This is a genomic window from Streptomyces sp. NPDC093598, from assembly GCF_044764825.1.
Classification (GTDB): Bacteria; Actinomycetota; Actinomycetes; order Streptomycetales; family Streptomycetaceae; genus Streptomyces.
Genome location: NZ_JBIWIV010000022.1, coordinates 1 through 23,899, shown reverse-complemented (window position 1 = coordinate 23,899; position 23,899 = coordinate 1). Strand labels below are relative to the sequence as shown.

15 protein-coding genes are annotated in these 23,899 nt (G+C 71.9%); 10 read left to right on the top strand and 5 right to left on the bottom strand.

The genetic code is table 11. The features are described 5' to 3' along the window. Positions 1-21: 21 nt before the first annotated feature. The 4 genes from ACIRDU_RS36120 to ACIRDU_RS36105 form a co-directional block, all read right to left on the bottom strand. Positions 22-630: an ATP-binding protein gene (locus ACIRDU_RS36120; protein ID WP_403587966.1), complete on the bottom strand. Its 609-nt coding sequence runs from the start codon at positions 628-630 to the stop codon at positions 22-24. 169 nt (positions 631-799) lie between these two features. Next, complete coding sequence (locus tag ACIRDU_RS36115) at positions 800-1,567, bottom strand: enoyl-CoA hydratase/isomerase family protein (protein WP_403587963.1); 768 nt, start codon at positions 1,565-1,567, stop codon at positions 800-802. 81 nt (positions 1,568-1,648) lie between these two features. Next, positions 1,649-2,881 carry an Ig-like domain-containing protein gene (locus tag ACIRDU_RS36110; RefSeq protein ID WP_403587960.1) on the bottom strand — a complete coding sequence of 411 codons (1,233 nt, stop codon included), beginning with the start codon at positions 2,879-2,881 and terminating at the stop codon, positions 1,649-1,651. A gap of 154 nt (positions 2,882-3,035) precedes the next feature. Continuing rightward, positions 3,036-4,280: an Ig-like domain-containing protein gene (locus tag ACIRDU_RS36105; protein ID WP_403587957.1), complete on the bottom strand. Its 1,245-nt coding sequence runs from the start codon at positions 4,278-4,280 to the stop codon at positions 3,036-3,038. Between the two features lie 187 nt (positions 4,281-4,467). On the opposite strand from ACIRDU_RS36105, the gene glgX reads away from it, so the two are divergent. The 8 genes from glgX (at position 4,468) to ACIRDU_RS36065 (ending at position 18,735) form a co-directional block, all read left to right on the top strand. Continuing rightward, entirely contained in the window at positions 4,468-6,717 is a 2,250-nt protein-coding gene (gene glgX / locus ACIRDU_RS36100; protein WP_403587954.1) for a glycogen debranching protein GlgX, read from the top strand. A 102-nt stretch (positions 6,718-6,819) separates the two neighbouring features. Continuing rightward, positions 6,820-8,640: an ABC transporter ATP-binding protein gene (locus ACIRDU_RS36095; protein WP_403587951.1), complete on the top strand. Its 1,821-nt coding sequence runs from the start codon at positions 6,820-6,822 to the stop codon at positions 8,638-8,640. Beyond that, complete coding sequence (locus ACIRDU_RS36090; protein WP_403587947.1) at positions 8,637-10,499, top strand: ABC transporter ATP-binding protein; 1,863 nt, start codon at positions 8,637-8,639, stop codon at positions 10,497-10,499. The genes ACIRDU_RS36095 and ACIRDU_RS36090 overlap by 4 nt, the downstream gene beginning before the upstream one ends. 26 nt (positions 10,500-10,525) lie before the next feature. Continuing rightward, entirely contained in the window at positions 10,526-12,277 is a 1,752-nt protein-coding gene (locus ACIRDU_RS36085) for an ABC transporter transmembrane domain-containing protein (protein ID WP_403587944.1), read from the top strand. Continuing rightward, complete coding sequence (locus ACIRDU_RS36080) at positions 12,274-14,046, top strand: ABC transporter ATP-binding protein (RefSeq protein ID WP_403587941.1); 1,773 nt, start codon at positions 12,274-12,276, stop codon at positions 14,044-14,046. The genes ACIRDU_RS36085 and ACIRDU_RS36080 overlap by 4 nt, the downstream gene beginning before the upstream one ends. Positions 14,047-14,216: 170 nt before the next feature. After that, on the top strand, positions 14,217-16,277 hold the full coding sequence (locus ACIRDU_RS36075) for a M4 family metallopeptidase (protein ID WP_403587937.1): 2,061 nt from the start codon (positions 14,217-14,219) through the stop codon (positions 16,275-16,277). Positions 16,278-16,492: 215 nt separating this feature from the next. Further along, positions 16,493-18,139 carry a M4 family metallopeptidase gene (locus ACIRDU_RS36070; RefSeq protein ID WP_403587934.1) on the top strand — a complete coding sequence of 549 codons (1,647 nt, stop codon included), beginning with the start codon at positions 16,493-16,495 and terminating at the stop codon, positions 18,137-18,139. Between the two features lie 62 nt (positions 18,140-18,201). Continuing rightward, positions 18,202-18,735 carry a DUF1990 family protein gene (locus ACIRDU_RS36065; protein WP_403587931.1) on the top strand — a complete coding sequence of 178 codons (534 nt, stop codon included), beginning with the start codon at positions 18,202-18,204 and terminating at the stop codon, positions 18,733-18,735. Positions 18,736-18,782: 47 nt separating this feature from the next. Here ACIRDU_RS36065 and ACIRDU_RS36060 read toward each other — a convergent pair whose 3' ends face one another. Further along, on the bottom strand, positions 18,783-21,401 hold the full coding sequence (locus tag ACIRDU_RS36060) for a glycosyltransferase family 1 protein (protein WP_403587928.1): 2,619 nt from the start codon (positions 21,399-21,401) through the stop codon (positions 18,783-18,785). A gap of 277 nt (positions 21,402-21,678) precedes the next feature. Between ACIRDU_RS36060 and ACIRDU_RS36055 the strand changes: the two genes are divergently transcribed. Further along, the gene (locus tag ACIRDU_RS36055) at positions 21,679-22,881 is read left to right on the top strand and encodes a S8 family peptidase (protein WP_403587926.1); all 1,203 of its coding nucleotides are present in this window, start codon (positions 21,679-21,681) and stop codon (positions 22,879-22,881) included. Positions 22,882-23,096: 215 nt separating this feature from the next. Then, the coding region (locus ACIRDU_RS36050; protein WP_403587924.1) for a maltotransferase domain-containing protein at positions 23,097-23,899 on the top strand (803 nt) is incomplete at its 3' end.

Sequence of the window (23,899 nt, the reverse complement as noted above, 5' to 3'; positions counted from 1 at the left end):
CGGGTGAGGCATCGCGCCCGCTCAGCGGTCGGCGACCCGCATCTCGAACCAGGTGGTCTTGCCCCGGGGCAGCAGATCGACCCCCCAGCGGTCGGCCAGCTTGTCCACGAGGAACAGACCCCGGCCGCTGATGTCCATCTCCTGGACCGGCATCAGGCAGGGCAGCCCCCGGGAGGGGTCGCGGACCTCGACGCGGATCCAGCCGCGCCGCCGGTGCAGACGCAGTCCGAAGACGCGGGCGCCGGTGTGGCGGACGGCGTTGCCGACCAGTTCGGAGACGAGCAGGACCGCGTCCTCCGTGGTCTTGGGGGTGAGCCCCCAGTGGCGCAGGACCACGACCTGGGTGAGCCGTCTCGCGGTGGCCGCGGACTCGGGGCGGGACGGCAGTGGAACCTCTGCCTCCGTCGGGTCGCCGTACAACTCGAGCGCCTTCAGCGCGTGTTCGTCCTCGACGGTCGGCGACCAGCGCGCCGCGGCCGCCTGTGCGTGTCCCCGCGGCTGTTCCATACCCTCCAGCCCCGCCATGCCCCCATCATGGCCGCCCGGAGCGCCCGACGGGGCCGTTCCCGGGGAATACGCCCCGGGGAACGGGCGGTGAACCGGCGGTCGTCCGTCATATGCCGAAGGCACTACGAAGGCGCCCGCACCCCGCCTGACCTGCCGGAACTATCCGTTCCGGAGCGCGCGGCGGGCTTCCTCGGTCAGACACGCTTAAGGGTGGCTTAAGGGTGACATAAACCGCCCCATCGAGGGACCCCGGGTCAGACACCGTGTCAATTGCAAGCCCCTTCAGGGAGGTTCAGAGGAACTTCGCCTTGCCCGGCCCCTCCTCCACGAAGCTGCGCATCCCGCGCTCGCGGTCCTCGGTGGCGAACAGGCCCGCGAACCAGTTCCGTTCGATCGCCAGGCCCGTGTCGATGTCCGTCTCCAGGCCCGTGTCGATCGACTCCTTCGCGGCACGCAGCGCGAGGGCCGGGCCCTGCGCCAGCTTCGCGGCCCAGGCGTGCGCCTGCGTGTACACCTCGTCGGCGGGGACGACCCGGTCCACCAGGCCGATCTCGCGCGCCTCGTCGGCCTTCACCATGCGGCCCGTGAAGATGAGGTCCTTGGCCTTGGAGGGGCCGACCAGGCGGGCCAGGCGCTGGGTGCCGCCGGCGCCGGGGATCAGGCCGAGCAGGATCTCCGGCTGGCCGAGCTTGGCGTTGTCGCCGGCGATCCGGAAGTCCGCGCACAGGGCCAGTTCGCAGCCGCCGCCCAGCGCGTAACCCGTCACGGCCGCGACGACCGGCTTGGGGATCCGGGCCACCGCCGTGAACGAGTCCTGCAGGGCGCGGGCGCGCAGGACCATCGCGGTGTGGTCCATCGCCTGCATCTCCTTGATGTCCGCGCCGGCCGCGAACACCTTCTCGCCGCCGTAGATCACCACGGCCCGCACGTCCTCGCGGCGCGCGGCCTCCTCGGCGAGTTCCTTCAGCCGGTCCTGCGTGGCGATGTCCAGCGCGTTCATGGGCGGGCGGTCGAGACGGAGCGTGCCGACGCCTTCAGCGACTTCGAGAGAGACGGTCATAGGCAGCAGGTTAACGGGGACTAACGCGCAGGACCCCGGTGCGGTCCGTCACACCGGGGTCCTCCTGTCAGCGGCGGAGAACTACTTCTTCCACTTCTCCCATGACATGTTCCAGCCGTTGAGCCCGTTGTCCGGGTCGACGATCCGGTCCTCGGAGTTCTTGACGACCACCACGTCGCCGACCATCGAGTGATTGAAGAACCATGCGGCCGGCACCTTCTTGTCCCAGCCGCCGCGCACGTCGCGCAGGCCGATGCAGCCGTGGCTGGCGTTGTAGTTGCCGAAGGCGCCGCTCGCCCAGTAGTTGCCGTGCAGGAAGGTGCCGGACGTGGTCAGGCGGACGGCGTGCGGGACGTCCTTGATGTCGTACTCGCCGCCGTAGCCGACGGTCTCGCCGTTCATCCGGGTCACCGTGAGCATCTCGCTGATGACCATCTGGCCGTTCCAGGTCTCCATGCCGGGCTTGCCGGTGGTGACCGGGATGGTCTTGACGACCTTGCCGTCACGCATGACCTTCATCGTGAGCTTCTTGGCGTCGACGACGGAGACCTGGTTGCGGCCGATGGTGAACTCGACCTTCTTGTCCTGCTCGCCGTAGACGCCGGAGCGGCCCTCTACGCCGTCGAGGTTCAGGTCGACGGTCACCTTGGTGCCGGGCTTCCAGTACTTCTCGGGGCGGAAGTCGAGGCGGTCGTTGCCGAACCAGTGGCCCTGGACGTCGACGGCCGGCTCCGTCCTGATGCGGATGGCCCTCTCCACGTCCTCCGGCTTGGTGATGCCCCGCGAGAAGCGGATGGAGAACGGCATCCCGACGCCGACCTTGGAGCCGTCCTCGGGGGTGAAGGTGCCGATGAAGGTGTTCTTCGGGGTCAGCGTGGTGAAGCCGGCGTCCTCCGCGGCCGTGCGGCCCTCGGAGTCCTTGGCGACCGCGTGGACGGTGTACTTGGTGGCACCGGCCAGATGGGTGGACGGCGTCCAGCTGGCGCCGTCACCGGATATCTCGCCGTCGACCTTCTTGCCCTTGGCGTCCTTGACCTCGACCTCGGTCAGCTTCCCCTTCGCGGCGGTGACCTTCAGCGCACCGCTCGTGTCGACGGACCTGGCTCCGTCCTCGGGGCTGATGCTGACGACCGCCTCGGACTGCTTGCTCTGCGCGGCGTCCGAGTCCTTGCCCTTGGTGTCGCTCCCGCCGGAACCGGAGCCGGTTCCCCCGCCGCCACACGCCGTGACGGCGAGGAGCAGCACGCCGAGTATCAGCGCGAGCACTCCGTTCCTGCGCCCAACCGACGCCCCCGATATCGGTCGCCCGTTCAAGTGGTTCTCCCCTCCCCGGGCCTGGTCAGGCCCGCACCCCGCGCGTCCCCCGCGCGTCGGCGAATAGTAACCACAGGGTGGACGGCACCGGCGGCCCGCGATTGTCACTGTTCGGTCCCAACGGAACGCCGGGTCAACCCGCCCCCCTGTCCGGCTACTTCACCGCACTGCCCGCCTTCCATGCATTCCAGCCCATATTCCAGCCTCCGAGCCCGTTGTCGGGAGAGACCTTTTTGTCATTGCTGTTGACGACTTCGACGACGTCCCCGACGAGGCTGCGGTCGAAGAACCAGCCGGCCGGTGTGTCCGAGCCGCCGCCCTTCACATCGCGCAGGCCGATGCAGCCGTGGCTGACGTTGCTGCGGCCGAAGACGGAGTGGTGCGCCCAGTAGTTGCCGTGCAGGAAGGTGCCGGAGTCGGTCAGGCGCATGGCGTGCGGGACGTCGGGGATGTCGTACTCCCCTTTGCCGTTGCGCTTCTTGAAGCCGACCGTGGCGCCGTTCATCCGGGTGACGTCGAGCATCTCGGTCACCACCATCTTCCCGTTGTACGTGGTCGTCTTCGGAGCACCGGCCGTGACCGGCACCGTGGCGAGCGGCTCGCCGTCGCGCCGGACCTCCATGGAGTGGGCGGCGGCGTCGACCACGGAGACCTGGCTGCGGCCGACGGTGAAGGAGAACGTCTTGTGCTGCAGGCCGTAGACCCCGGGCGCTCCCTCGACGTCGCGCAGGCGCAGGGCGACGGTGACCTGGGTTCCGGGTTTCCAGTAGTCCTCGGGGCGGAAGTCGAGGCGGGCCCTGCCGAACCAGTGCGGACGGATCTCGACGGGCGGGCGGGCGGTGACCCGCACCGCGCGTTCGACGGCGGCGCGGTCGGCGATCTCCCGGTTGAACTCCAGGGAGACGATCATGCCGGTGCCGACCGTGGCACGGTTCTCCGGGGCGACGTAGCCGATGAAGCGTTCCTCGGGGACGTAGGTCGTGAAGGTGGTGTGCCGGGCCGAGCGGCGTCCGTCACCGTCCACGGCCACGGCGTCGATCGTGTACTCGGCGGCCAGCGCGAGTCGCTGCTCGTCGGGTTCCCAGGTCAGGCCGTCGGCGGAGAGGTGCCCGGGCACCGGGGACTCCTGCGCGTCCTGCGACCTGACGACCTTCACCTTCTCCAGCCGGCCGTCGGGCACGCGCACCCGCAGCTTCCTTCCGGGGCGCACTCCCCTGCTGCCGTCGGCGGGCGAGACCTTGATGACGTCCTCGGGCGCCGGGGGCGCGCCGAACGCCCCGGCGATCCCGCCCGCGTCGTCCGAGGTACAGCCCGTGGCTCCGGCGAGGAGCCCTGCCCATGTCACTACGGCGGCCAGCGCGGCCCTCGCGCGCCGCGCGCGCCCTTGTACGTGCCTCACGGGGTGCCCAACGACCGGCCGTGTCCCCGGGAAACGACCATGCCCGCCCCCGGGGAAAAGTGAGTGCGACCCACGCTCTGGGCAGAACAGTGGGGAGGACGACGCGCAGGGGAGCCGCGACCCGGACCGCAGCAAGGGCCGCACCCCTCTGTCCCCCGTCGTCCCACGAGCCGCGGGAGGCTGACAGGTGTCCAGCGCAGCCGAGCAGGAGGCGGTGGCCGGTCATCAGGCCACCGGGAACGGGCGCCAGGCCGCCGCCGTGAACGGCGCACGGCGGGCCGCGCCGCCCAGCGTGCCCGCGTGGCCGGGGGCGCCGACACCGCTGGGCGCCCGGTTCCGGGTGGGCCCGGACGGGGTGGCGGGCACCAACTTCGCATTGTGGGCGGGCGGGGCCGAGGGCGTCGAGCTGTGCCTGTTCGACGAGGCGGGCAAGGAGTCGCGGGTCCGGCTCGGCGAGCTGACCCACCAGATCTGGCACGGCTTCGTCCCCGGTGTGCTGCCCGGGCAGCGCTACGGCTACCGGGTGCACGGCCGCTGGGACCCCTGGACGGGCGCCCGCTGGAACCCGGCGAAGCTGCTCCTCGACCCGTACGCGCGTGCGGTCGACGGCGACTTCAGTCTGCCGCCCGAGGTGTACGGGCACGTCCGCGACTGGCCGCAGCAGCATGTCGCCGACACCGTGCGCGACGACCGGGACTCGGCGCCGTACGTGCCGAAGGGCGTCGTCGTGCACGACGACGACGACTGGGCGGACGACCGCCGTCCGAAGACGCCGTGGGCCGACTCGGTGATCTACGAGCTGCACGTCAAGGGCTTCACCCGATTGCACCCGGGCATCCCCGAGGAGCTGCGCGGCACCTACGCCGGCCTCGCGCACCCGGCGGCGATCGAGCACCTGGTCGAGCTGGGCGTGACGGCGGTGGAGCTGCTGCCGGTGCACCAGTTCGCGCACGAGGACCACCTGCTGCGCAGAAGCCTCAGGAACTACTGGGGTTACAACTCCATCGGCTACTTCGCCCCGCACGCGGCCTACGCGGCCTCCGGGACGAGGGGCCAGCAGGTCGGCGAGTTCAAGCGGATGGTGCGCGCCCTGCACGCGGCCGGGATCGAGGTCATCCTCGACGTGGTCTACAACCACACCGCGGAGGCGGGCGAACTCGGCCCGGCGCTGTCCCTCAAGGGCATCGACAACCGCGGCTACTACCGCCTCCAGGACGACGCCCGCCGCTACGCCGACTACACGGGGTGCGGCAACACCCTGCACGTGGTCCAGCCGCATGTGCTGCGGCTGATCACGGACTCGCTGCGCTACTGGGTCACCGAGATGGGCGTGGACGGCTTCCGCTTCGACCTGGCGGCGGCGCTGGCCCGCTCCATGCACGACGTCGACATGCTCTCCCCGTTCCTCGCGGTCATCGCCCAGGACCCGGTGCTGCGCCGGGTGAAGCTGATCGCCGAGCCGTGGGACGTGGGGTCGGGCGGCTACCAGGTGGGGGCGTTCCCACCGCTGTGGACGGAGTGGAACGACCGGTACCGCAACGCCGTGCGGGACTTCTGGCGGCACGCGCTGCCGGACGTCCGCGAAATGGGCTACCGCCTGTCGGGCTCCAGCGACCTGTACGCCTGGGGCGGACGCAGGCCCTACGCGTCCGTCAACTTCATCACCGCGCACGACGGGTTCACCCTGCGGGACCTGGTGAGTTACGGGCGCAAGCACAACGAGGCAAACGGCGAGGGCAACCGGGACGGCACGGACGACAACCGGGCCTGGAACTGCGGCGCCGAGGGCGAGACGGACGACGAGGGCATACGGGCCCTCAGGCGCCGGCAGCTCAGGAACCTGCTGACCACCCTGCTGCTGTCCACGGGCGTGCCCATGCTGGTCGCGGGCGACGAACTGGGCCGCACCCAGCGCGGCAACAACAACGCGTACTGCCAGGACAACGAGATCAGCTGGCTGGACTGGGAGCTTCTGGAGGACCCCGGCTGGAAGGCCCTGTTCGACCTGACCTCCCGGCTGATCGCGCTGCGCCACCGGCACCCGGTGCTCAGGCGCCGGGCGTTCTTCTCGGGCCGGGCCCAGACCGCGGACGGGCTGCGCGACCTGGCCTGGTTCACGTCCCGGGGCACGGAGATGACGGAGCAGGACTGGTACGCGCCCGCCGCCACGCTCGGCATGTACCTGTCCGGCCGGGACATCCCGGGCCGGGACGAGCGCGGGGAGCAGATCCTCGACGACAGTTTCCTGGCCGTGCTGCACGCGGGCGAAGGACCGGTGACCTTCACCCTGCCGGGACCGCCCTGGGCCGAGCGCTACGAGGTCGTCGTCGACACGAGCCTGGAGGAGCAGGGGGAGGCGCCGGGGGTGGAACACCGGGCGGGCACGGAGATCACGATGCCGGCGCGGGCGGTGCTGCTGCTGAGGGTGGCGGGCTAGCCCGCACGCCCCGAGGCCCCCAGGTCGTAGGACCGACGGCCGGTCCGGGTCCGGCGGAAACTCGGTGGGCAGTGTCAGTGGCGATCCGTAGGCTCGCTGCTGATGGCCACGACACCCACCCCCGCCCAGGACCGCTCCGCCGTGCGTACGCTGCTGCGCCTGTGGCCGTACGTGAGGCCTGTGCGGGCGCGGCTGTTCAGCGCCGCGTTCGTCGCGATAGTCGCCTCCTGCGTGGGCCTGGTGATCCCGCTCGTCCTGAAGTGGATGGTGGACGGGCCGATCGCCGACCGGGACCCGGCGGGGGTGTGGCTCGGCGCGCTGTACCTGCTGCTGCTCGGCTTCACGGAGGCCCTGCTGTTCGGGCTGCGGCGGTGGCTGGTGGCCCGGCCGCTGTCCCACGTCGAGGCGTCGATGCGGGCGGATCTGTACCGGCGTCTGCAACGGCTGCCGGTGGCCTTCCACGACCGGTGGGCCTCGGGGCAGTTGCTGTCCCGGGGGATGACGGACCTGATGCTGCTGCGCATGTTCCTCGCCTTCCCGCTGACGTTCCTGCTGGTCAACGGGGTGACGATCCTCGTCGGCGTGATCATCATGCTGCTCCAGGACTGGACGCTGGGGCTGGTCGTCCTCGGGCCTGCCGTGCCCGTCATGGCCACCTGCGTGATCTTCGAGAAGCGCTACGCCGAGGTGGCCCGCCGGGCCCAGGACCAGGTCGGCGACCTGACGACGGTCGTCGAGGAGAGCGTGCTCGGCGTCCGCATCATCAAGGGCTTCGGCCGCCACCGGAGCCAGGAACGGGCGTTCCGGGACCTGTCGAAGACGCTGCGCGGCACGGAACTGCGCAAGGCGCGGCTGCTGGCGACGATCTGGGGCGTCATCGTCACCCTGCCGGAGGTGGCGATCGGGGCGGCGCTGGTGGTGGGGGTCGTCCAGGTGGCCGACGGTGCCCTGTCGGCGGGGACGCTGGTGGCGTTCCTGTCGACGGCGCTGGCGCTGCGATGGCCGGTGGAGTCGATCGGGTTCCTGCTGGCGATGAGCCAGGAGGCGGCGACGGCGACGGAGCGGTACTTCGAGGTGATGGACGAGGAGGTGGAGGGGACCGCCGCCGCCGTCCAGGGCAGCGGCGTGGTGAACGCCCGGGACACAGGCCGCGATCGAGGCCGCGGGGGCAGTCGCAGCAAGGGGCTCCGCTTCCACGACGTGCGGTTCGGCTATCCCGACGCCCCGCCCGGCACCCCGCCCGTCCTCCAGCACATCGACCTGCACATCCGCCCGGGCGAGTCCATGGCCCTGGTCGGCGCCACCGGCAGCGGCAAGACCACCCTCACCGCGCTCGTCCCGCGCCTGTACGAACTGACCTCGGGCCGCATCACGCTCGACGGCGTCGACATCACGGACCTCTCCAGGCAGGCGCTGCGCACCAAGGTCGCCGTGGCCTTCGAGGAGCCCACGCTGTTCTCGGCCTCGGTCGGCGACAACGTTCTCATGGGGGCGAAGGACACCGCCGGCGCAGCCGACCTGGAGCGTGCGCTCACCGTCGCCCAGGCCGGCTTCGTGCACGCCCTGCCCCAGGGGACGGACACCCAGGTGGGCGAGCAGGGCCTGAGCCTCTCCGGCGGCCAGCGCCAGCGCCTCGCGCTCGCCCGGGCCGTCGTCGGGCAGCCGGAGTTCCTCGTCCTGGACGACCCCCTGTCCGCCCTGGACGTGCACACCGAGGCCGCCGTCGAGGCCGCCCTGCGGCAGGTCCTCGCGGACACCACCGCCCTGATCGTGGCGCACCGCCCGTCCACCGTGCTGCTCGCCGACCGCGTCGCTCTGCTGTCCGGCGGCCGGATCGCGGCGGTCGGCACCCACCACGAACTGCTGCGGACGAACGCCGAGTACGCGCATCTGATGTCAGGGGAAGAGGAGGGCGCACGATGACGGCGGCCACCGGCGCACCGGCCGGCGACAAACCCGACGGACCACCGGGCGATCGACCCGCCGCCACCGGCGACCCCTTCGACCGGGACGTCCTGCCCACCCCGCCGGGCGCCACCGGGGCCCTGCTGCGCTCCCTGCTCGCGCCCATGAAGGCCCGGGTCGCGGTCACGACGCTCCTGCTGCTGCTCCAGCAGGCGGTCGTGCAGGCGGGCCCGTTGCTGGTGGCGTACGCCATCGACCGTGCCGTACCGGCGTTCCGGGCGCAGGACCACGGGCCGCTGATCGCGGTGGGCGTCGGCTACCTGGCGTGCGCGCTGGCCTCGGGCGGGCTGCAGTTCGCGTTCGTCGGCGCCGCCGCCCGGGTCAGTCAGGACGTGCTGCTCGATCTGCGCGGCCGGATCTTCCGCCACGCGCAGGCGCTGAGTGTCGACTTCCACGAGCGCTACACCTCGGGCCGGCTCATCTCCCGCTCCACGACCGACGTGGAGTCGCTGCGCGAACTGCTGGACGAGGGTCTCCAGGAACTCGTGACGGTCATCCTGTCCTTCGTCTACATCTCGGTGATGCTGCTCTGGCTCGACCTGGGCCTCGGGGGCGTGGCGGTGGCGTCCCTGGTGCCGCTCTACGCGCTCGTGCGGTGGTACCAGCGGCGGGCCGGCCGGGTGTACCGGGCCAGGTCGACGGCGATCGCGGCCGTCATCGTCAAGTTCGTCGAGACCATGAACGGCATCCGCCCGGTGCGCGCCTTCCGCCGTGAGGCCGCCAACGACGCGGACTTCGGCGTGCTCAACCAGCGGCACGAACGGGTCAACGGCGACGCGCTGCTGGAGATGGCCCGCTACGTCACCGGCTCGCGGCTGGTCGCCAACGTGGCGGTCGCGGCGATCGTGCTGTGGGGCGCCTACCGGGTGGCGGACGGCACGCTGGCCCTCGGTGTGCTGGCGGCGGCCGTGCTGTACCTGCGGCGGCTGTACGACCCCATCGACCGGCTGGGGATGTTCCTGAACTCCTACCAGTCGGCGGCGGCCTCCCTGGAGAAGATCGCCGGCCTGCTCGCCCAGACCCCGTCGGTCCCCGAGCCGGCCACCCCCCGGCAGCTCCCGCCGCTCGAGAGCGAACACCCCGGCCGCGAAGTGGTCTTCGACGGGGTCCGCTTCGGCTACCGCACCGGCGGCGAGGTGCTGCCCGCCTTCGACCTCACCCTCCCGGCCGGGCAGACGGTCGCGGTCGTGGGCTCCACCGGCGCCGGCAAGTCGACCCTGGCCAAGCTGCTGGCCCGGTTCTACGACCCCTCCGACGGCCGGGTGCTGCTGGACGGCGTCGACCTGCGCGACCTCGCCGTGCCCGAGCTGCGGCGCGGGGTGGTCATGGTGACGCAGGAGGCCTTCCTGTTCTCCGGCACGGTCGCCGACAACATCGCCATCGGCCGCCCGGACGCCACCCGCGAGGAGATCGAGCAGGCCGCGAAGGAGATCGGCGCGCACGACTTCGTCAGCGCCCTGCCCGACGGCTACGACACCGACGTACGCAAGCGGGGCGGCCGTATCTCCGCCGGGCAGCGGCAACTGGTGGCGTTCGCCCGGGCGTTGCTGGCCGACCCGGCGGTGCTGATCCTCGACGAGGCGACCAGCTCGCTGGACGTCCCGGGCGAGCGTGCGGTGCAGCGGGCCATGGCGACGGTGCTGAAAGGCCGTACGGCCGTCGTCATCGCGCACCGGCTGTCGACCGTGGAGATCGCGGACCGGGTCCTGGTGATGGAGCACGGCCGGATCGTGGAGGACGGCGAACCCGGCGAACTCATCGCGGGCACCGGCAGGTTCGCGGACCTGCACCGGGCCTGGCGGGACAGTCTGGCGTAGGGCGGCGGCGGCAGGAGGGCGGGCGGATGATCGACGCGTACGAGGACCCCGGCACACCCGACCACCGTGGCGGCGCCCGCTACCTGTGGTGGCTGGTCACCCGGCAGCCCGGGCGGTGTGCCGCCGGGGCGATGTTCGGCAGTGTGTGGATGGTGCTGCTGGCGGCGACGCCGTATCTGATGTCCCGGGCGATCGACGACGGTCTGGAGCCCGGCGACATGAGCGCGCTGGCGCTCTGGAGCGGCGCGCTGTTCGTGGTGGGCGCCTTCAACGCCTGGCTGAGCATCATGCGGCACCGCACCATGACCCGGGTCCGTATGGACGCCAACTTCCGCACGGTGAAGGTCGTCGTCGGCCAGGCTGTCCGGCTCGGCTCGTCGCTGTCGCGGCAGGTGGGCGCGGGCGAGGTCGTCACGATCGGTGTGGGTGACGTCCAGACGATCAGCCAGTCCCTGACGGTCGTCGGCCCCGGCGTCGGCGCGGTCGTGGCCTATCTGGTGGTCGCGGTGCTGCTGATCTCGGTCTCTGAGCTGATCGCCGCGGTCGTCCTGCTCGGCATCCCCGTCATCGTCCTGCTGGTCGGGCCGCTGCTCGGCCGGCTGCAGGGCTCGGAGGCGGAGTACCGCGAGCGTCAGGGCGTCCTGACCGCCCGCATCGGCGACCTCGCCGGCGGTCTGCGGGTCCTCGCGGGCCTGGGCGGCAAGGGCCTGGTCTCGGACGCCTTCCGCCGGGACTCCCGGCGGCTGCGCGAACAGGGCTACCGCGTGGGCGCGGTGACCAGCTGGGTGCAGGCCCTCGGCATCGGCCTGCCGACCCTGTTCCTGGCGGTGGTGACCTGGCTCGCGGCACGTCTGGCCGCGCAGGGGGACATCACCGTGGGCGAGCTGGTGTCGGTCTACGGCTATGTGGCGGTCCTGGTGGGCCCGGTGTCCTTCTGGGTCGATTGCGGCTACCAGATCAGCCGCGGCCTGGTGTGCGCCCGACGGGTCGTGGGCTTCCTGCGGCTGGAGCCGATGGCCGACACCGGCACCCGGGACGCCCCGTCCGAACCCTCGGTGCTGTACGACCCCGAGTCGGGCGTGCGGATCCGGCCGGGCCGCCTGACGGCACTGGTCGCGGAACACCCCGCGGACGCCGCGACCGTCCTGGACCGCCTGGCCCGCTACGCCCCGTCGAGCGCGACGTGGGGCGGAACCCCTCTGGACGAGATCGCCCTGGACCAGGTCAGGTCCCGCATCCTGCTGGCGGACCACGAGGCGGACCTGTTCGCAGGAACCTTGCAGGACATGATCAGGCCTCTCGGGGGCGCGGGGAACCGCGCGGCAGGCCACGACGAGGCGGCAGGCGCCACACCAGACACCGTGGCGACCCGGAAGGCGCTCCACACCGCCGCAGCAGACGACATCGTCCAGGCCCTCCCCGACGGCCTGAACTCCCCGATGACCGCCCAGGCCCGCAACCTCTCCGGCGGCCAACGCCAGCGCATCCGCCTGGCGAGAGCCCTCCTGGCCGACCCGGAGGTCCTCCTCACCGTCGAGCCGACCTCGGCCCTGGACGCCCACACGGAAGCCACCGTCGCGGGCCGGCTCGGCAAGGCGAGACGAGGCCGCACCACGGTCGTCACCACCACGTCCCCCCTGGTCCTCGACCACACGGACACCGTCCACTTCCTGAAGGACGGCAAGGTCGTAGCCACCGGCACCCACCACCGACTGCTCGACACCACCCCCGGCTACCGCGCCCTCGTGGCCAGGGACACCGAGGAGGCCGTCCGATGAGCCACGGGCACCTCCCCGTCGCCGAGCCCACCGATGTACGACACGCCCTGCTGGACCTCGTACGGGCCGACGCCCGGGCCTTCAGCACCGTCCTCGGCCTCAACGCCCTCGCCGCCGTGGCCGGCCTCGCGGGCCCCTGGCTGCTCGGCCGGATGATCGACGACGTCCGGGCCGGGCGGGGAGTCGCCGCCGTCGACCGGCTGGCCCTCGTCCTCGTGCTCTGCGCACTCGCACAGTTGCTCCTCGCCCGCTGGGCCCGCTACGTGGGCCACCGCTTCGGCGAACGCACCCTCGCCCGGGTCCGGGAGCGGTTCGTGGACCGCGCGCTCACGCTGCCCGCCTCGGTGGTGGAGCGCGCCGGCACCGGTGACCTGACGGCCCGCGGCACCTCCGACGTGACGACCGTCGGCAACACCCTGCGGGACGCCGGGCCGATCCTGCTCATCAGCCTGGTGCAGTCGCTGTTCCTGGCCGGCGCCGTGTTCCTGCTGGACCCGCTGCTCGGTGCCCTCGGCGTGCTGGGGCTGACGCCGATCTGGCTGGCGCTGCGCTGGTACCTGCGCCGGGCCCGGGACGGCTATCTCGCCGAGGGCGCGGCCACCTCGGACGTCGCGGAGATCCTCGCGGCGACCGCGTCCGGCGCCCGCACGGTCGAGGCGTTCCGCCTCGGGAGGCAGCGCACCACCGCGAGCCGGGACGCCCTGGAGGCCTCCCGCCGCACCCGCTTCCACACGCTCTACCTGCGCAGCGTGTTCTTCCCGGCGGTGGAGGTGTCGTACGTCCTGCCCGTGGCCGGTGTGCTGGTGATCGGCGGTGCGCTGCACTCGTCGGGCGAGATGAGCCTCGGGGCGGTGGTGGCGGCGGCCCTGTATCTGCATCAGTTGAGCAATCCGCTGGACGAGATCCTGGTCCGGGTCGAGCAACTGCAGAGCAGCGGGGCCTCGTTCGCCCGGGTGGAGGGGCTGGCCCGGGCTCCGCGGGCAGCCGGTGAGGGCGACTGTCCGGATCCCGACGGGGACCGCATCGACGTCACCGGGGTGCGCTATGCGTACGAGGGGGGCGTCGAGGTGCTGCGCGGCGTCGATCTGACGGTGCGGCCCGGGGAGCGGCTGGCCGTGGTCGGGCCGTCCGGCGCCGGCAAGACCACGCTGAGCCGGCTGATGGCGGGCATCGACGCGCCGACGGCCGGTTCGGTGACGGTAGGCGGCGTGCCGGTCGTCGGGCTGGGGCCGGAGCGGCTGCGCCGCCAGGTCGTCCTGGTCACCCAGGAGCACCATGTGTTCCTGGGTTCGGTCCGCGACAATCTGCGGATCGCCGAACCGGCCGCGGGGGACGAGGAGTTGTGGGAGGCGCTGGCCGTGGTCGGCGCCGACGCGTGGGTGCGGGAACTGCCGCTGGGGCTGGACACCCCGCTGGGCCAGGGCGGTCGCCGTACCGACGGCTCGCAAGCCCAGCAACTCGCCCTGGCCCGGGTGGTGCTGGCGGACCCGCACACGCTGATCCTCGACGAGGCGACCGCGCTGCTCGACCCGGCGACCGCCCGGCACACCGAGCGGGCCCTGGCCGGCGTCCTCGAGGGGCGCACCGTCATCGCCGTCGCGCACCGGCTGCACACCGCGCACGACGCCGACCGGGTGGCGGTGATGGAGGACGGCCGGCTGACCGAACTCGGCACGCACGACGAGCTGGTGGCGGCCGGCGGGGCCTACGCGGCGCTGTGGCACTCCTGGCACGGGGACCTGCCCGAGGACGGCGAAGCGTCCGTATAGCGAACATGAACTTCCGGACAACGAACCGTTTCCGGCCATAGTTTTGACGCGCTCCTGACAGTAAGCGCACTCCCCTGCCACGCTTCCCACGACTGCTCCACAGGAACCCCACAGCAACACCTCCACCTCCCCAGGCCGGGCGATCCCCGGTCCCGCAGAAGGAGTCAGTGTTGAGAAGCAGTTCCTCACGAAGAGGCACCTCCCACAGACGCACTCCCCACGCCCCCCGCCGCACCGCGGCCGTGGCCCTCGCCGGCGTCGCCGCGCTGATCGCCGCCGCCGTCCAGAGCGGCACCGCCATCGCAGCCCCGGAGAAGGCACCGTCGGCCGCGAGCAAGGCGAACCCCGGCTCGGAGTCGGTCAAGCTCACCCCCGCCCAGCGCGCCGCACTGATCCGCGAGGCCGACGCCGCCAAGGCGGAGACCGCCGAGAACCTGGGCCTCGGCGCCAAGGAGAAGCTGGTCGTGCGCGACGTCCTGAAGGACCGCGACGGCACCGTGCACACGCGCTACGAGCGCACCTACGACGGCCTGCCGGTCCTCGGCGGCGACCTGGTCGTCGAGAGCACCAAGGCGGACGCCACGGCGGCCGTCGTGAAGGCCACCCGCGCCGCCATCAAGCCGGCCACGACGAAGGCCGCGGTGACCGCCGCGAAGGCCCGGCAGCAGGCCCTGACCGCCGGCAAGGCCGACGAGGCCAAGAGCCCGGGCATCAACCGTGAGCCGCGCAAGGTGATCTGGGCCGCGAACGGCAAGCCGGTCGTGGCCTACGAGACGGTCGTCGGGGGCTTCCAGCACGACGGCACCCCGCAGGAACTGCACGTCGTCACCGACGCCACCACCGGCGAGAAGCTGTACGAGTGGGAGGCGATCGAGACCGGCACCGGCAACACGGTGTACTCCGGGACGGTCGACCTCACCACCACCCAGTCCGGGTCGACGTACAACCTCACCGACGGCGCCCGCGGCAACCACAAGACGTACAACCTCAACCGCGGCACCTCCGGCACCGGCACCCTGTTCTCCGGCCCGGACGACGTCTGGGGCAACGGCACCCCGTCCAACCTGGAGTCCGCGGGCGCCGACGCGCACTACGGTGCCGCCCTGACCTGGGACTACTACAAGAACGTGCACGGCCGCTCCGGCATCCGCGGCGACGGCGTGGGCGCGTACTCCCGGGTCCACTACGGCAACAACTACGTCAACGCGTTCTGGTCGGACAGCTGCTTCTGCATGACCTACGGCGACGGCTCGGGCAACGCCAACCCGCTGACGTCGATCGACGTGGCCGCGCACGAGATGACCCACGGGCTCACCTCGAACACCGCGGGCCTCAACTACTCCGGCGAGTCCGGCGGCCTGAACGAGGCCACCTCCGACATCTTCGGCTCGACCGTCGAGTTCTACGCCAACAACTCCTCCGACGTCGGTGACTACCTCATCGGCGAGGAGATCAACATCAACGGCGACGGCACCCCGCTGCGCTACATGGACAAGCCCAGCAAGGACGGCGCGTCCAAGGACAGCTGGTACTCGGGCATCGGCTCGATCGACGTGCACTACTCGTCCGGCCCGGCGAACCACTTCTTCTACCTGCTGAGCGAGGGCAGCGGCACCAAGACGATCAACGGTGTCACGTACGACTCGGCCACCTCGGACGGCCTTCCGGTCACCGGCATCGGCCGGGCCAAGGCGGAGAAGATCTGGTTCCGCGCGCTCACCACCAAGTTCACCTCGACCACCAACTACGCGGGTGCGCGCACCGGTACCCTCGCGGCCACCGGTGAGCTGTACGGCACGGACAGCGCCGAGTACAAGGCGGTCCAGCACGCGTGGGCGGGCATCAACGTCGGCACCCGGCCCGGCGACGGAGGCGGCGGAGGCACGTCCTTCGAGAACACCGCCGACGTGGCGATCCCGGACCGGGGCGCGGCGGTCACCTCGTCCGTCACCGTCTCCGGCCGGACGGGCAACGCGCCGTCCAACCTCCAGGTCGCCGTGGACATCGTCCACACCTACATCGGTGACCTCAAGGTGGAGCTGGTCGCCCCCGACGGCACGGCGTACACGCTGAAGGGGTACGGCACCGGCGGCAGCGCGGACAACATCAACACCACCTACACGGTGAACGCCTCCTCCGAGGTGGCCAACGGCGTCTGGAAGCTGCGGGTCCAGGACAACGCGGCCGTCGACACCGGCTACATCAACAGCTGGAAGCTGACCTTCCCGTAGGCCCGTAAACCCGTAGGCAGGCCCTCGAGTCAGGGCGCCGCCCCGGTGGGTTCGAATCCCCCGGGGCGGCGTCCGTTTCACGTGCCCTCGCGTACATCTCGTCGTCGAATTCCGGCCAACATCACGCCTCACTCCTGACATGTACGCGCCCCAAGTGCCACTCTTCCCCCACCCCGCACAGCACCGCAGCACGTCCCCCACATCGAGGAGCTTGTGTGTCCACGCCTCTCTACGCGCGTCAAAAGCGCGCCACGCTGGCCATCGCCACCGCCGTCGCCGCCGGCGCCCTGCTCACCACCGGCCTGACCTCCGGCAGCAGCGTCGCCGCGGACTCCGCGAGCAAGCCGGCCCTCGCCGCCGCCCCCGTCCTGCTCTCGGCGCCCGCCCGCACGGCGCTCATCCGGGAGCAGCAGGCGGACGCCTCGCGGACCGCCGACGACATAGGCCTCGGTGCCCGGGAGAAGCTGGTCGTCAAGGACGTCGTGAAGGACGCCGACGGGTCGGTCCACACCCGCTACGAGCGCACCTACGCGGGCCTGCCGGTCCTCGGCGGCGACCTCGTGGTGCACGAGTCGAAGTCCGGCGCGACCAAGGGCGTCACCAGAGCCACCAAGGCGGCCCTGAAGGTCGCCTCGCTCAAGCCCGCGGTCACCGCCGCCAAGGCGGAGAAGCAGGCCGTGACCCTCGCCAAGGCGGCCGGCTCGGCCGAGACCGAGGCGAACTCCGCTCCCCGCAAGGTGATCTGGGCGGCCGACGGCAAGCCGGTCCTCGCCTACGAGACGGTCGTCGGCGGTCTTCAGGAGGACGGCACCCCGAACGAGCTGCACGTCGTCACCGACGCCGCCACCGGCAAGAAGCTCTACGAGTACCAGGGCATCGAGACCGGCACCGGCAACACCACGTACAGCGGCCAGGTCACCCTGGGCACCACCAAGTCCGGGTCGTCCTACAACCTGACGGACGGCGCCCGCGGCGGCCACAAGACGTACAACCTCAACCGCGGCACGTCCGGCACCGGCACCCTGTTCTCCGGAGCCGACGACGTCTGGGGCACCGGCAACCCGTCCAACCTGGAGACCGCCGCCGCCGACGCCCACTACGGCGCCCAGGTGACCTGGGACTTCTACAAGAGCACCTTCGGCCGCAGCGGCATCCGCAACGACGGCAAGGCGGCCTACTCGCGCGTCCACTACGGCAACGCCTACGTCAACGCCTTCTGGTCGGACAGCTGCTTCTGCATGACCTACGGCGACGGCTCGGGCAACACCCACCCGCTGACCTCGCTCGACGTGGCCGCGCACGAGATGAGCCACGGTCTGACGTCCGCCACGGCGGGTCTGAACTACAGCGGCGAGTCCGGCGGCCTGAACGAGGCCACCAGCGACATCTTCGGCGCGGGCGCCGAGTTCTTCGCGGGCAACTCCTCCGACGTCGGTGACTACCTCATCGGCGAGGAGATCGACATCAACGGCGACGGCAGCCCGCTGCGCTACATGGACAAGCCCAGCAAGGACGGCGCGTCCAAGGACAGCTGGTCCGCCGGCCTCGGCGGGGTGGACGTCCACTACTCCTCCGGTCCCGCCAACCACTTCTTCTACCTGCTGTCCGAGGGCAGCGGCACGAAGACGATCAACGGCGTGACCTACAACTCGCCTACCTCCAACGGCTCCACGGTCACCGGCATCGGCCGGACCAAGGCGCTGCAGATCTGGTACAAGGCGCTGACGACGTACATGACGTCGACGACCAAGTACGCGCAGGCCCGTACGGCGACCCTGAACGCGGCCTCGGCGCTCTACGGCGCGTCCAGCACCGAGTACAAGGCGGTCGCGTCCGCCTGGTCGGCCGTCAACGTCGGCTGACCGCAGCATGACCGAAGGGCGGTACCCGGAACGAAGGCAGGTCCGGGTGCCGCCCTACTCTGGTGACCGTGTCTCATCCGGATCCGAAGGACTTCACCTACGCCGACGTCGGCGCCACCCGCGACCAGGGCTTCTGCCCGCCGGGCTTCCACCCCATGAACGTCCGCACCCGCTTCGGCGAGGGCGAGGAGGTCTTCCGCCGGGCCTCGGAGGCGGTCCTCACCTGGGAGATGCACCGGGCGATGGGCGTCGGCATCGACGCGAGCGCGGAGCGAGCCGCCCCCGGCGTCGACGTCACCGTCACTCTCGCCGGCATGATCAAGGCCCCCTGCCGCGTGGTCTGGACGGTCGAGGAGCCCCGCCGCGCGGGCTGGGCCTACGGCACGCTGCCCGGCCACCCGGAGACCGGCGAGGAGTCCTTCGTGGTGGACCGCACGGGAGACGGCACCGTCTGGCTGACGGTGAACGCCTTCAGCCGCGCGGCCAAGTGGTACGCGAAGGCGGGCGGCCCGGCGACCCGGGGGTTCCAGCACGCGTATGCGCGCAGGTGCGGCAGCGTCCTCCGCAACCTGGCGACGCATGGTGAGGTGGCCTGAGGGGCGCGGGGGACCGCGCGAGCAACCCCCCGCACCCCACAAGACACTCAGCGCATCAACAACCCGGCAGCCTCCACCAGCTCCTCGGACGGCCCGGCCACGAGCCCCAGCTCCGCGCTGGACGCCAACAGCCGATGCGCGGGCAGGATCCGCACCGTGTACCCGAAAGGCCCGGTGCGATCGAGGGACAAGGGCCCTTCATACACCCAGCGCCCGTCCTGGTCGGGTGATCCCACCGGCTTCAACGGAACGACAGCCGCGTCGGCGATGCGATCCTCCTCGTCCACCCGCCCCGACACGACCTGCACCTCCACGTCGTCCGGCCCGAGCTCCCCGAGACCGACCCGCACGCGAAGCCCCAGCGTCGTACCGAGCTCCGCCAGCGTGGCCACCGCGGACGTCTCCACATGGTCGACCGTGACCCCCGGCCAAGCCGCCCGCACCCGCCCCTTCCACTCGGCGAGATCCCGCGCCGCGTCCGGACCCAGCGAGCGGTGGGCGAGAGCCGCCGGCGCGTAGAGCCGCTCCACGTACTCGCGGACCATGCGCCCCGCCAGCACCTTCGGCCCGAGCAGGCTCAGCGTGTGACGGACCATCTCGATCCACCGGTCGGGCAGCCCGCTCTGCCCGCGCTCGTAGAAGCGGGGCGTCACCCGCTGCTCCAGCAGGTCGTACAGCGCCGCGGCCTCTATGTCGTCACGGTGGTCCGGGTCGGTCCCGACGCCGTCCGCCGTGGGGATCGCCCAGCCGAAGTCGGGCTGGAACCACTCGTCCCACCAGCCGTCGAGCACGGACAGATTCAGACAGCCGTTGAGCGCCGCCTTCATGCCGGAGGTGCCACAGGCCTCCAGGGGCCTGAGCGGGTTGTTCAGCCAGATGTCGCAGCCGGGATAGAGCTTCTGCGCCATCGCCATGCCGTAGTCCGGCAGGAACACGATCCGGTGCCGCACCCGCGGATCGTCGGCGAACCGCACCAGCTCCTGCACCAGCCGCTTCCCGCCGTCGTCCGCGGGGTGCGCCTTGCCCGCGACGACGATCTGGACCGGCCGCTCGGGGTGCAGCAGCAGGTCCATCAGCCGGTCCCGGTCGCGCAGCATCAGCGTCAGGCGCTTGTACGACGGGACGCGCCGGGCGAAGCCGATGGTGAGGACGTCCGGGTCGAGCACGCCGTCGATCCAGCCCAGCTCGGCCGTATGGGCGCCGCGCTGCCGCCAGGAGGCCCGCAGCCGCTCGCGCACCTCGGTCACCAGCTGCTCGCGCAGCACCCGCCGCAGCTCGAAGATGTCCTGGTCGGGGATGTCGGCGACCGAGTCCCAGCGTTCGGAGCCGCCGACGGTCAGGGCGTCCTCGGCGCGCTGGGCGCCGATCTGCCGGGCACCGAGCCGGAACACCTCGGGGGCGACCCAGGTCGGCGCGTGCACCCCGTTGGTCACGGAGGTGATCGGCACCTCGTCGGCGTCGAAGCCGGGCCACAGCCCGGAGAACATCTCGCGGCTGACGTTGCCGTGCAGCAGGGAGACCCCGTTGGCGCGCTGAGCCAGGCGCAGGCCCATCACGGCCATGTTGAACAGGTTGGGCGCCCCGCCGGGGTAGGTCTCCATGCCGAGCCGCAGGACGCGGTCGACGTCGATGCGGGGCAGCTCGGCGTCGGGGCCGAAGTGGCGGGCGACCAGCTCGCGGTCGAAGCGGTCGATGCCGGCCGGGACGGGGGTGTGGGTGGTGAAGACGGTCCCGGCCCTGACCGACTCCAGCGCGGAGTCGAAGTCCAGCCCCTCGGCGCAGAGTTCGGCGATCCGCTCCAGGCCGAGGAACCCGGCGTGTCCCTCGTTGGTGTGGAAGACCTCCGGCGCGGGGTGGCCGGTCAGCCGGCAGTACGTCCGTACCGCCCGGACCCCTCCTATGCCGAGGAGCATCTCCTGGAGCAGCCGGTGCTCGCTGCCGCCGCCGTAGAGCCGGTCGGTCACGCCGCGCTCGCCGAGGTCGTTCTCCTCGACGTCGGAGTCCAGCATCAGCAGCGGGACCCGGCCGACCAGCGCCAGCCAGATCCGGGCGTGCAGCTGCTTGCCGCCGGGCAGGGCGAGGGAGACCTGGGCGGGGGTGCCGTCGGGCTCCTCGAGCTGGGCGACGGGCAGCTCGTTGGGGTCGAGGACCGGGTAGTGCTCCTGCTGCCAGCCGTCCCGGGACAGGGTCTGGCGGAAGTAGCCGTGCCGGTAGAGCAGACCGACGCCGATCAGCGGGACGCCGAGGTCGCTGGCCGCCTTGAGGTGGTCGCCGGCCAGGATGCCGAGGCCGCCGGAGTACTGGGGCAGGGCGGCCGTGATGCCGAACTCGGGTGAGAAGTAGGCGATCGCCGCGGGCAGTTCCTCGGGCTGGGTCTGGTACCAGCGGTCGCCGGTCGTGTAGTCGTGCAGATCGCCCGCGACCGCGGCGAGGCGGCGCAGGAACGGGCGGTCCCCGGCCAGCTCCGCCAGCCGCGCGGGCGGGACGCTGCCGAGCAGCCGGACGGGGTCGCCGCCCGAGGCCGCCCAGCGCTCGGGGTCGACGGACCGGAACAGGTCACGGGTCTCCGCGTGCCACGACCAGCGCAGGTTGCGGGCCAGATCGCTGAGCGGCCGGAGGGGGTCGGGGAGAACGGGTCGGACGGTGAATCGACGGATCGCCTTCACGGGTTCCACCTCGGCGCGTTCGCTGGATTTCGCAGGGCTTCGACGACGTCTCCTACGACAGTACCGGCGTCGGCGCCCTGGTCGCTGAAGCTCCGCCACCGGACCGCCAATCGGCCTGAACAGCATCATCCGTGGATATGGCCGATTCCGCCCCCATAGGCGTCCTTGTGGTGCTTCACGCGTCACGAGAGGCTGCCTGTGGTGTACCGGCCCGTGCCCCGCCGCTCGCGGCGCCGCGCGGCAGCCGTACGCCGAGTCGAGGAGGGGAACGCGGACCATGGCTCGGAGGCGCGAGCGGCGTCTGCGCCGGACGGGGGGCCTGACCGCGGCGATCTGCGCTGCGGCGTTCTCGGCCACCACCCTGCCCGCGCACGCCGTACCGGAGGGGCGGATACTCGGCGCCGGATCACCCGGCTCCATGCACGGGAGTTACCTGGTGACACTGAAGGAGGGCACGGGCGCCCGGTCGGCGGCCGGAAAGGGCCTCGCCGGACAGTACGGGGTGGAGATCAGCCACACCTACGGCACGGTCATGAACGGCTACGCGGTCCGGGCGGACGAGAGACAGGCCGCGCGGCTGGCCGCCGATCCCCGGGTCGCCTCGGTCGTCCAGGACACCCGCGTGCGGCTCGGCGGCACCCAGCGCAACCCGCCGTCCTGGGGACTCGACCGCGTCGACCAGCCGAAGCCGCCCCTGGACCGGAGCTACACCTGGCCGGGGCCGGCCGGTGCGGGGGTGACGGTGTACGTGATCGACACCGGCGTGCGGACCACCCACCGGGACTTCGCCGGCCGGGCGGGCCACGGCTGGGACTTCGTCGACAACGACCGGGTCGCCTCGGACGCCAACGGCCACGGCACGCACGTCGCCGGCACGGCCGCCGGGACGGCCCACGGCGTGGCCAAGAAGGCCCGGATCGTCTCCGTGCGCGTCCTCGACGCCGCGGGCGCGGGCACCACGGCCCGGGTGATCGCCGGGATCGACTGGGTGACCCGGCACGCGAAGAAGCCCGCGGTCGCCAACCTCAGTCTGGGCGGCCCCCGCAACGACCGGCTGGACGCCGCCGTCCGCGCCTCCATCGCCTCCGGCGTCACCTACACGGTCGCCGCGGGCAACGACGGCATGCCGGCGGGCCTGTACTCCCCGGGGAGCGTCAAGCAGGCCATCACGGTCGGCGCGACCGACCGGGGGGATACGAAACCGGCCTTCTCCAACCACGGTCCGGCCCTCGATCTGTTCGCCCCGGGCGTCGCCATCACCTCCGCGTCGGCCGCGAGCGACACCGCGCGGGCGACCTACTCGGGTACCTCGATGGCGTCTCCGCATGCCGCGGGCGTGGCCGCGCTCTATCTGGCCGATCATCGGCAAGCGGCTCCGGCGCAGGTCGGGAGGGCCTTGACCGCCGCGGCGGCGACCGGGAAAGTCTCCGGCCGGGGCATCGGTTCACCGGACAAATTACTTGCGGTGCCGCACGGGTAGGGCGAAGCGGCAGCCACGCCGAGGGGCCGGCCTCGTCCGTCGCGGACGAGGCCGGTCTTGTGTGTCGACATACGCGTGAGTAGTTAACAAAGTGCCGGATTGCCCACCCGAATAGGGTGGGAAGGCTCCTGCGGGTACCCCTCTCAGGAGCACCATGCAGGACCCACCTCCCCACAGACATCCGCCTACCCACGTTGACGCGGACAGGAGCGGTCATGCCCGCCAAGCACCATTCGCCAGCACCCCCCAACCGCCGCACCACCGGGGCGCGCGCACCCGGCGGCGAAGCACGCCCCGCGCGCCCGGCCGACGCCGGTCCACCGGCCACGCCACCACCACCCGTGGGCGACGCGACCGCCGTCGGGCGCATACCCGTCCTGGATGTCCGCCCGGTGGTCCAGCACGGACGCCGGCCGGCCAAGGCCGTCACCGGTGAGACCTTCGAGATCTCGGCGACGGTGTTCCGGGAGGGGCACGACGCGGTCGCCGCCAATGTCGTCCTGAAGGACCCCGAGGGCCGCCCGGGCCCGTGGACGCCGATGCGCGAGCTCGCCCCGGGGGCGGACCGGTGGGGTGCCACGGTCACCGCCGGGGAACCCGGCCCGTGGACGTTCACCGTCGAGGCATGGGGGGACCCGGTCAGCACCTGGCGCCATCACGCCGAGATCAAGATCCCGGCGGGCATGGACACCGACGTCGTCCTGGAGGAGGGCGCGCGTCTGTACGAGCGGGCGGCCGCCGGTGTGCCCGAGGAGGAGGGACTGCGCGACGTGATCCTCACCGCCGTCGACGCCCTGCGGGACGAGAACCGCCCCGCGGCGGCTCGTCTGGCGGCGGCGCTGACGCCGGAGGTGGACGAGGTCCTCGGCCGGCATCCGCTGCGGGATCTGGTCACCAGCAGCGAGCCCCTGCCCCTCCTCGTCGAGCGGGAGCGGGCGTTGTACGGCTCCTGGTACGAGTTCTTCCCGCGTTCGGAGGGCACCCCCGAGCAGCCGCACGGCACGTTCCGCACGGCCGC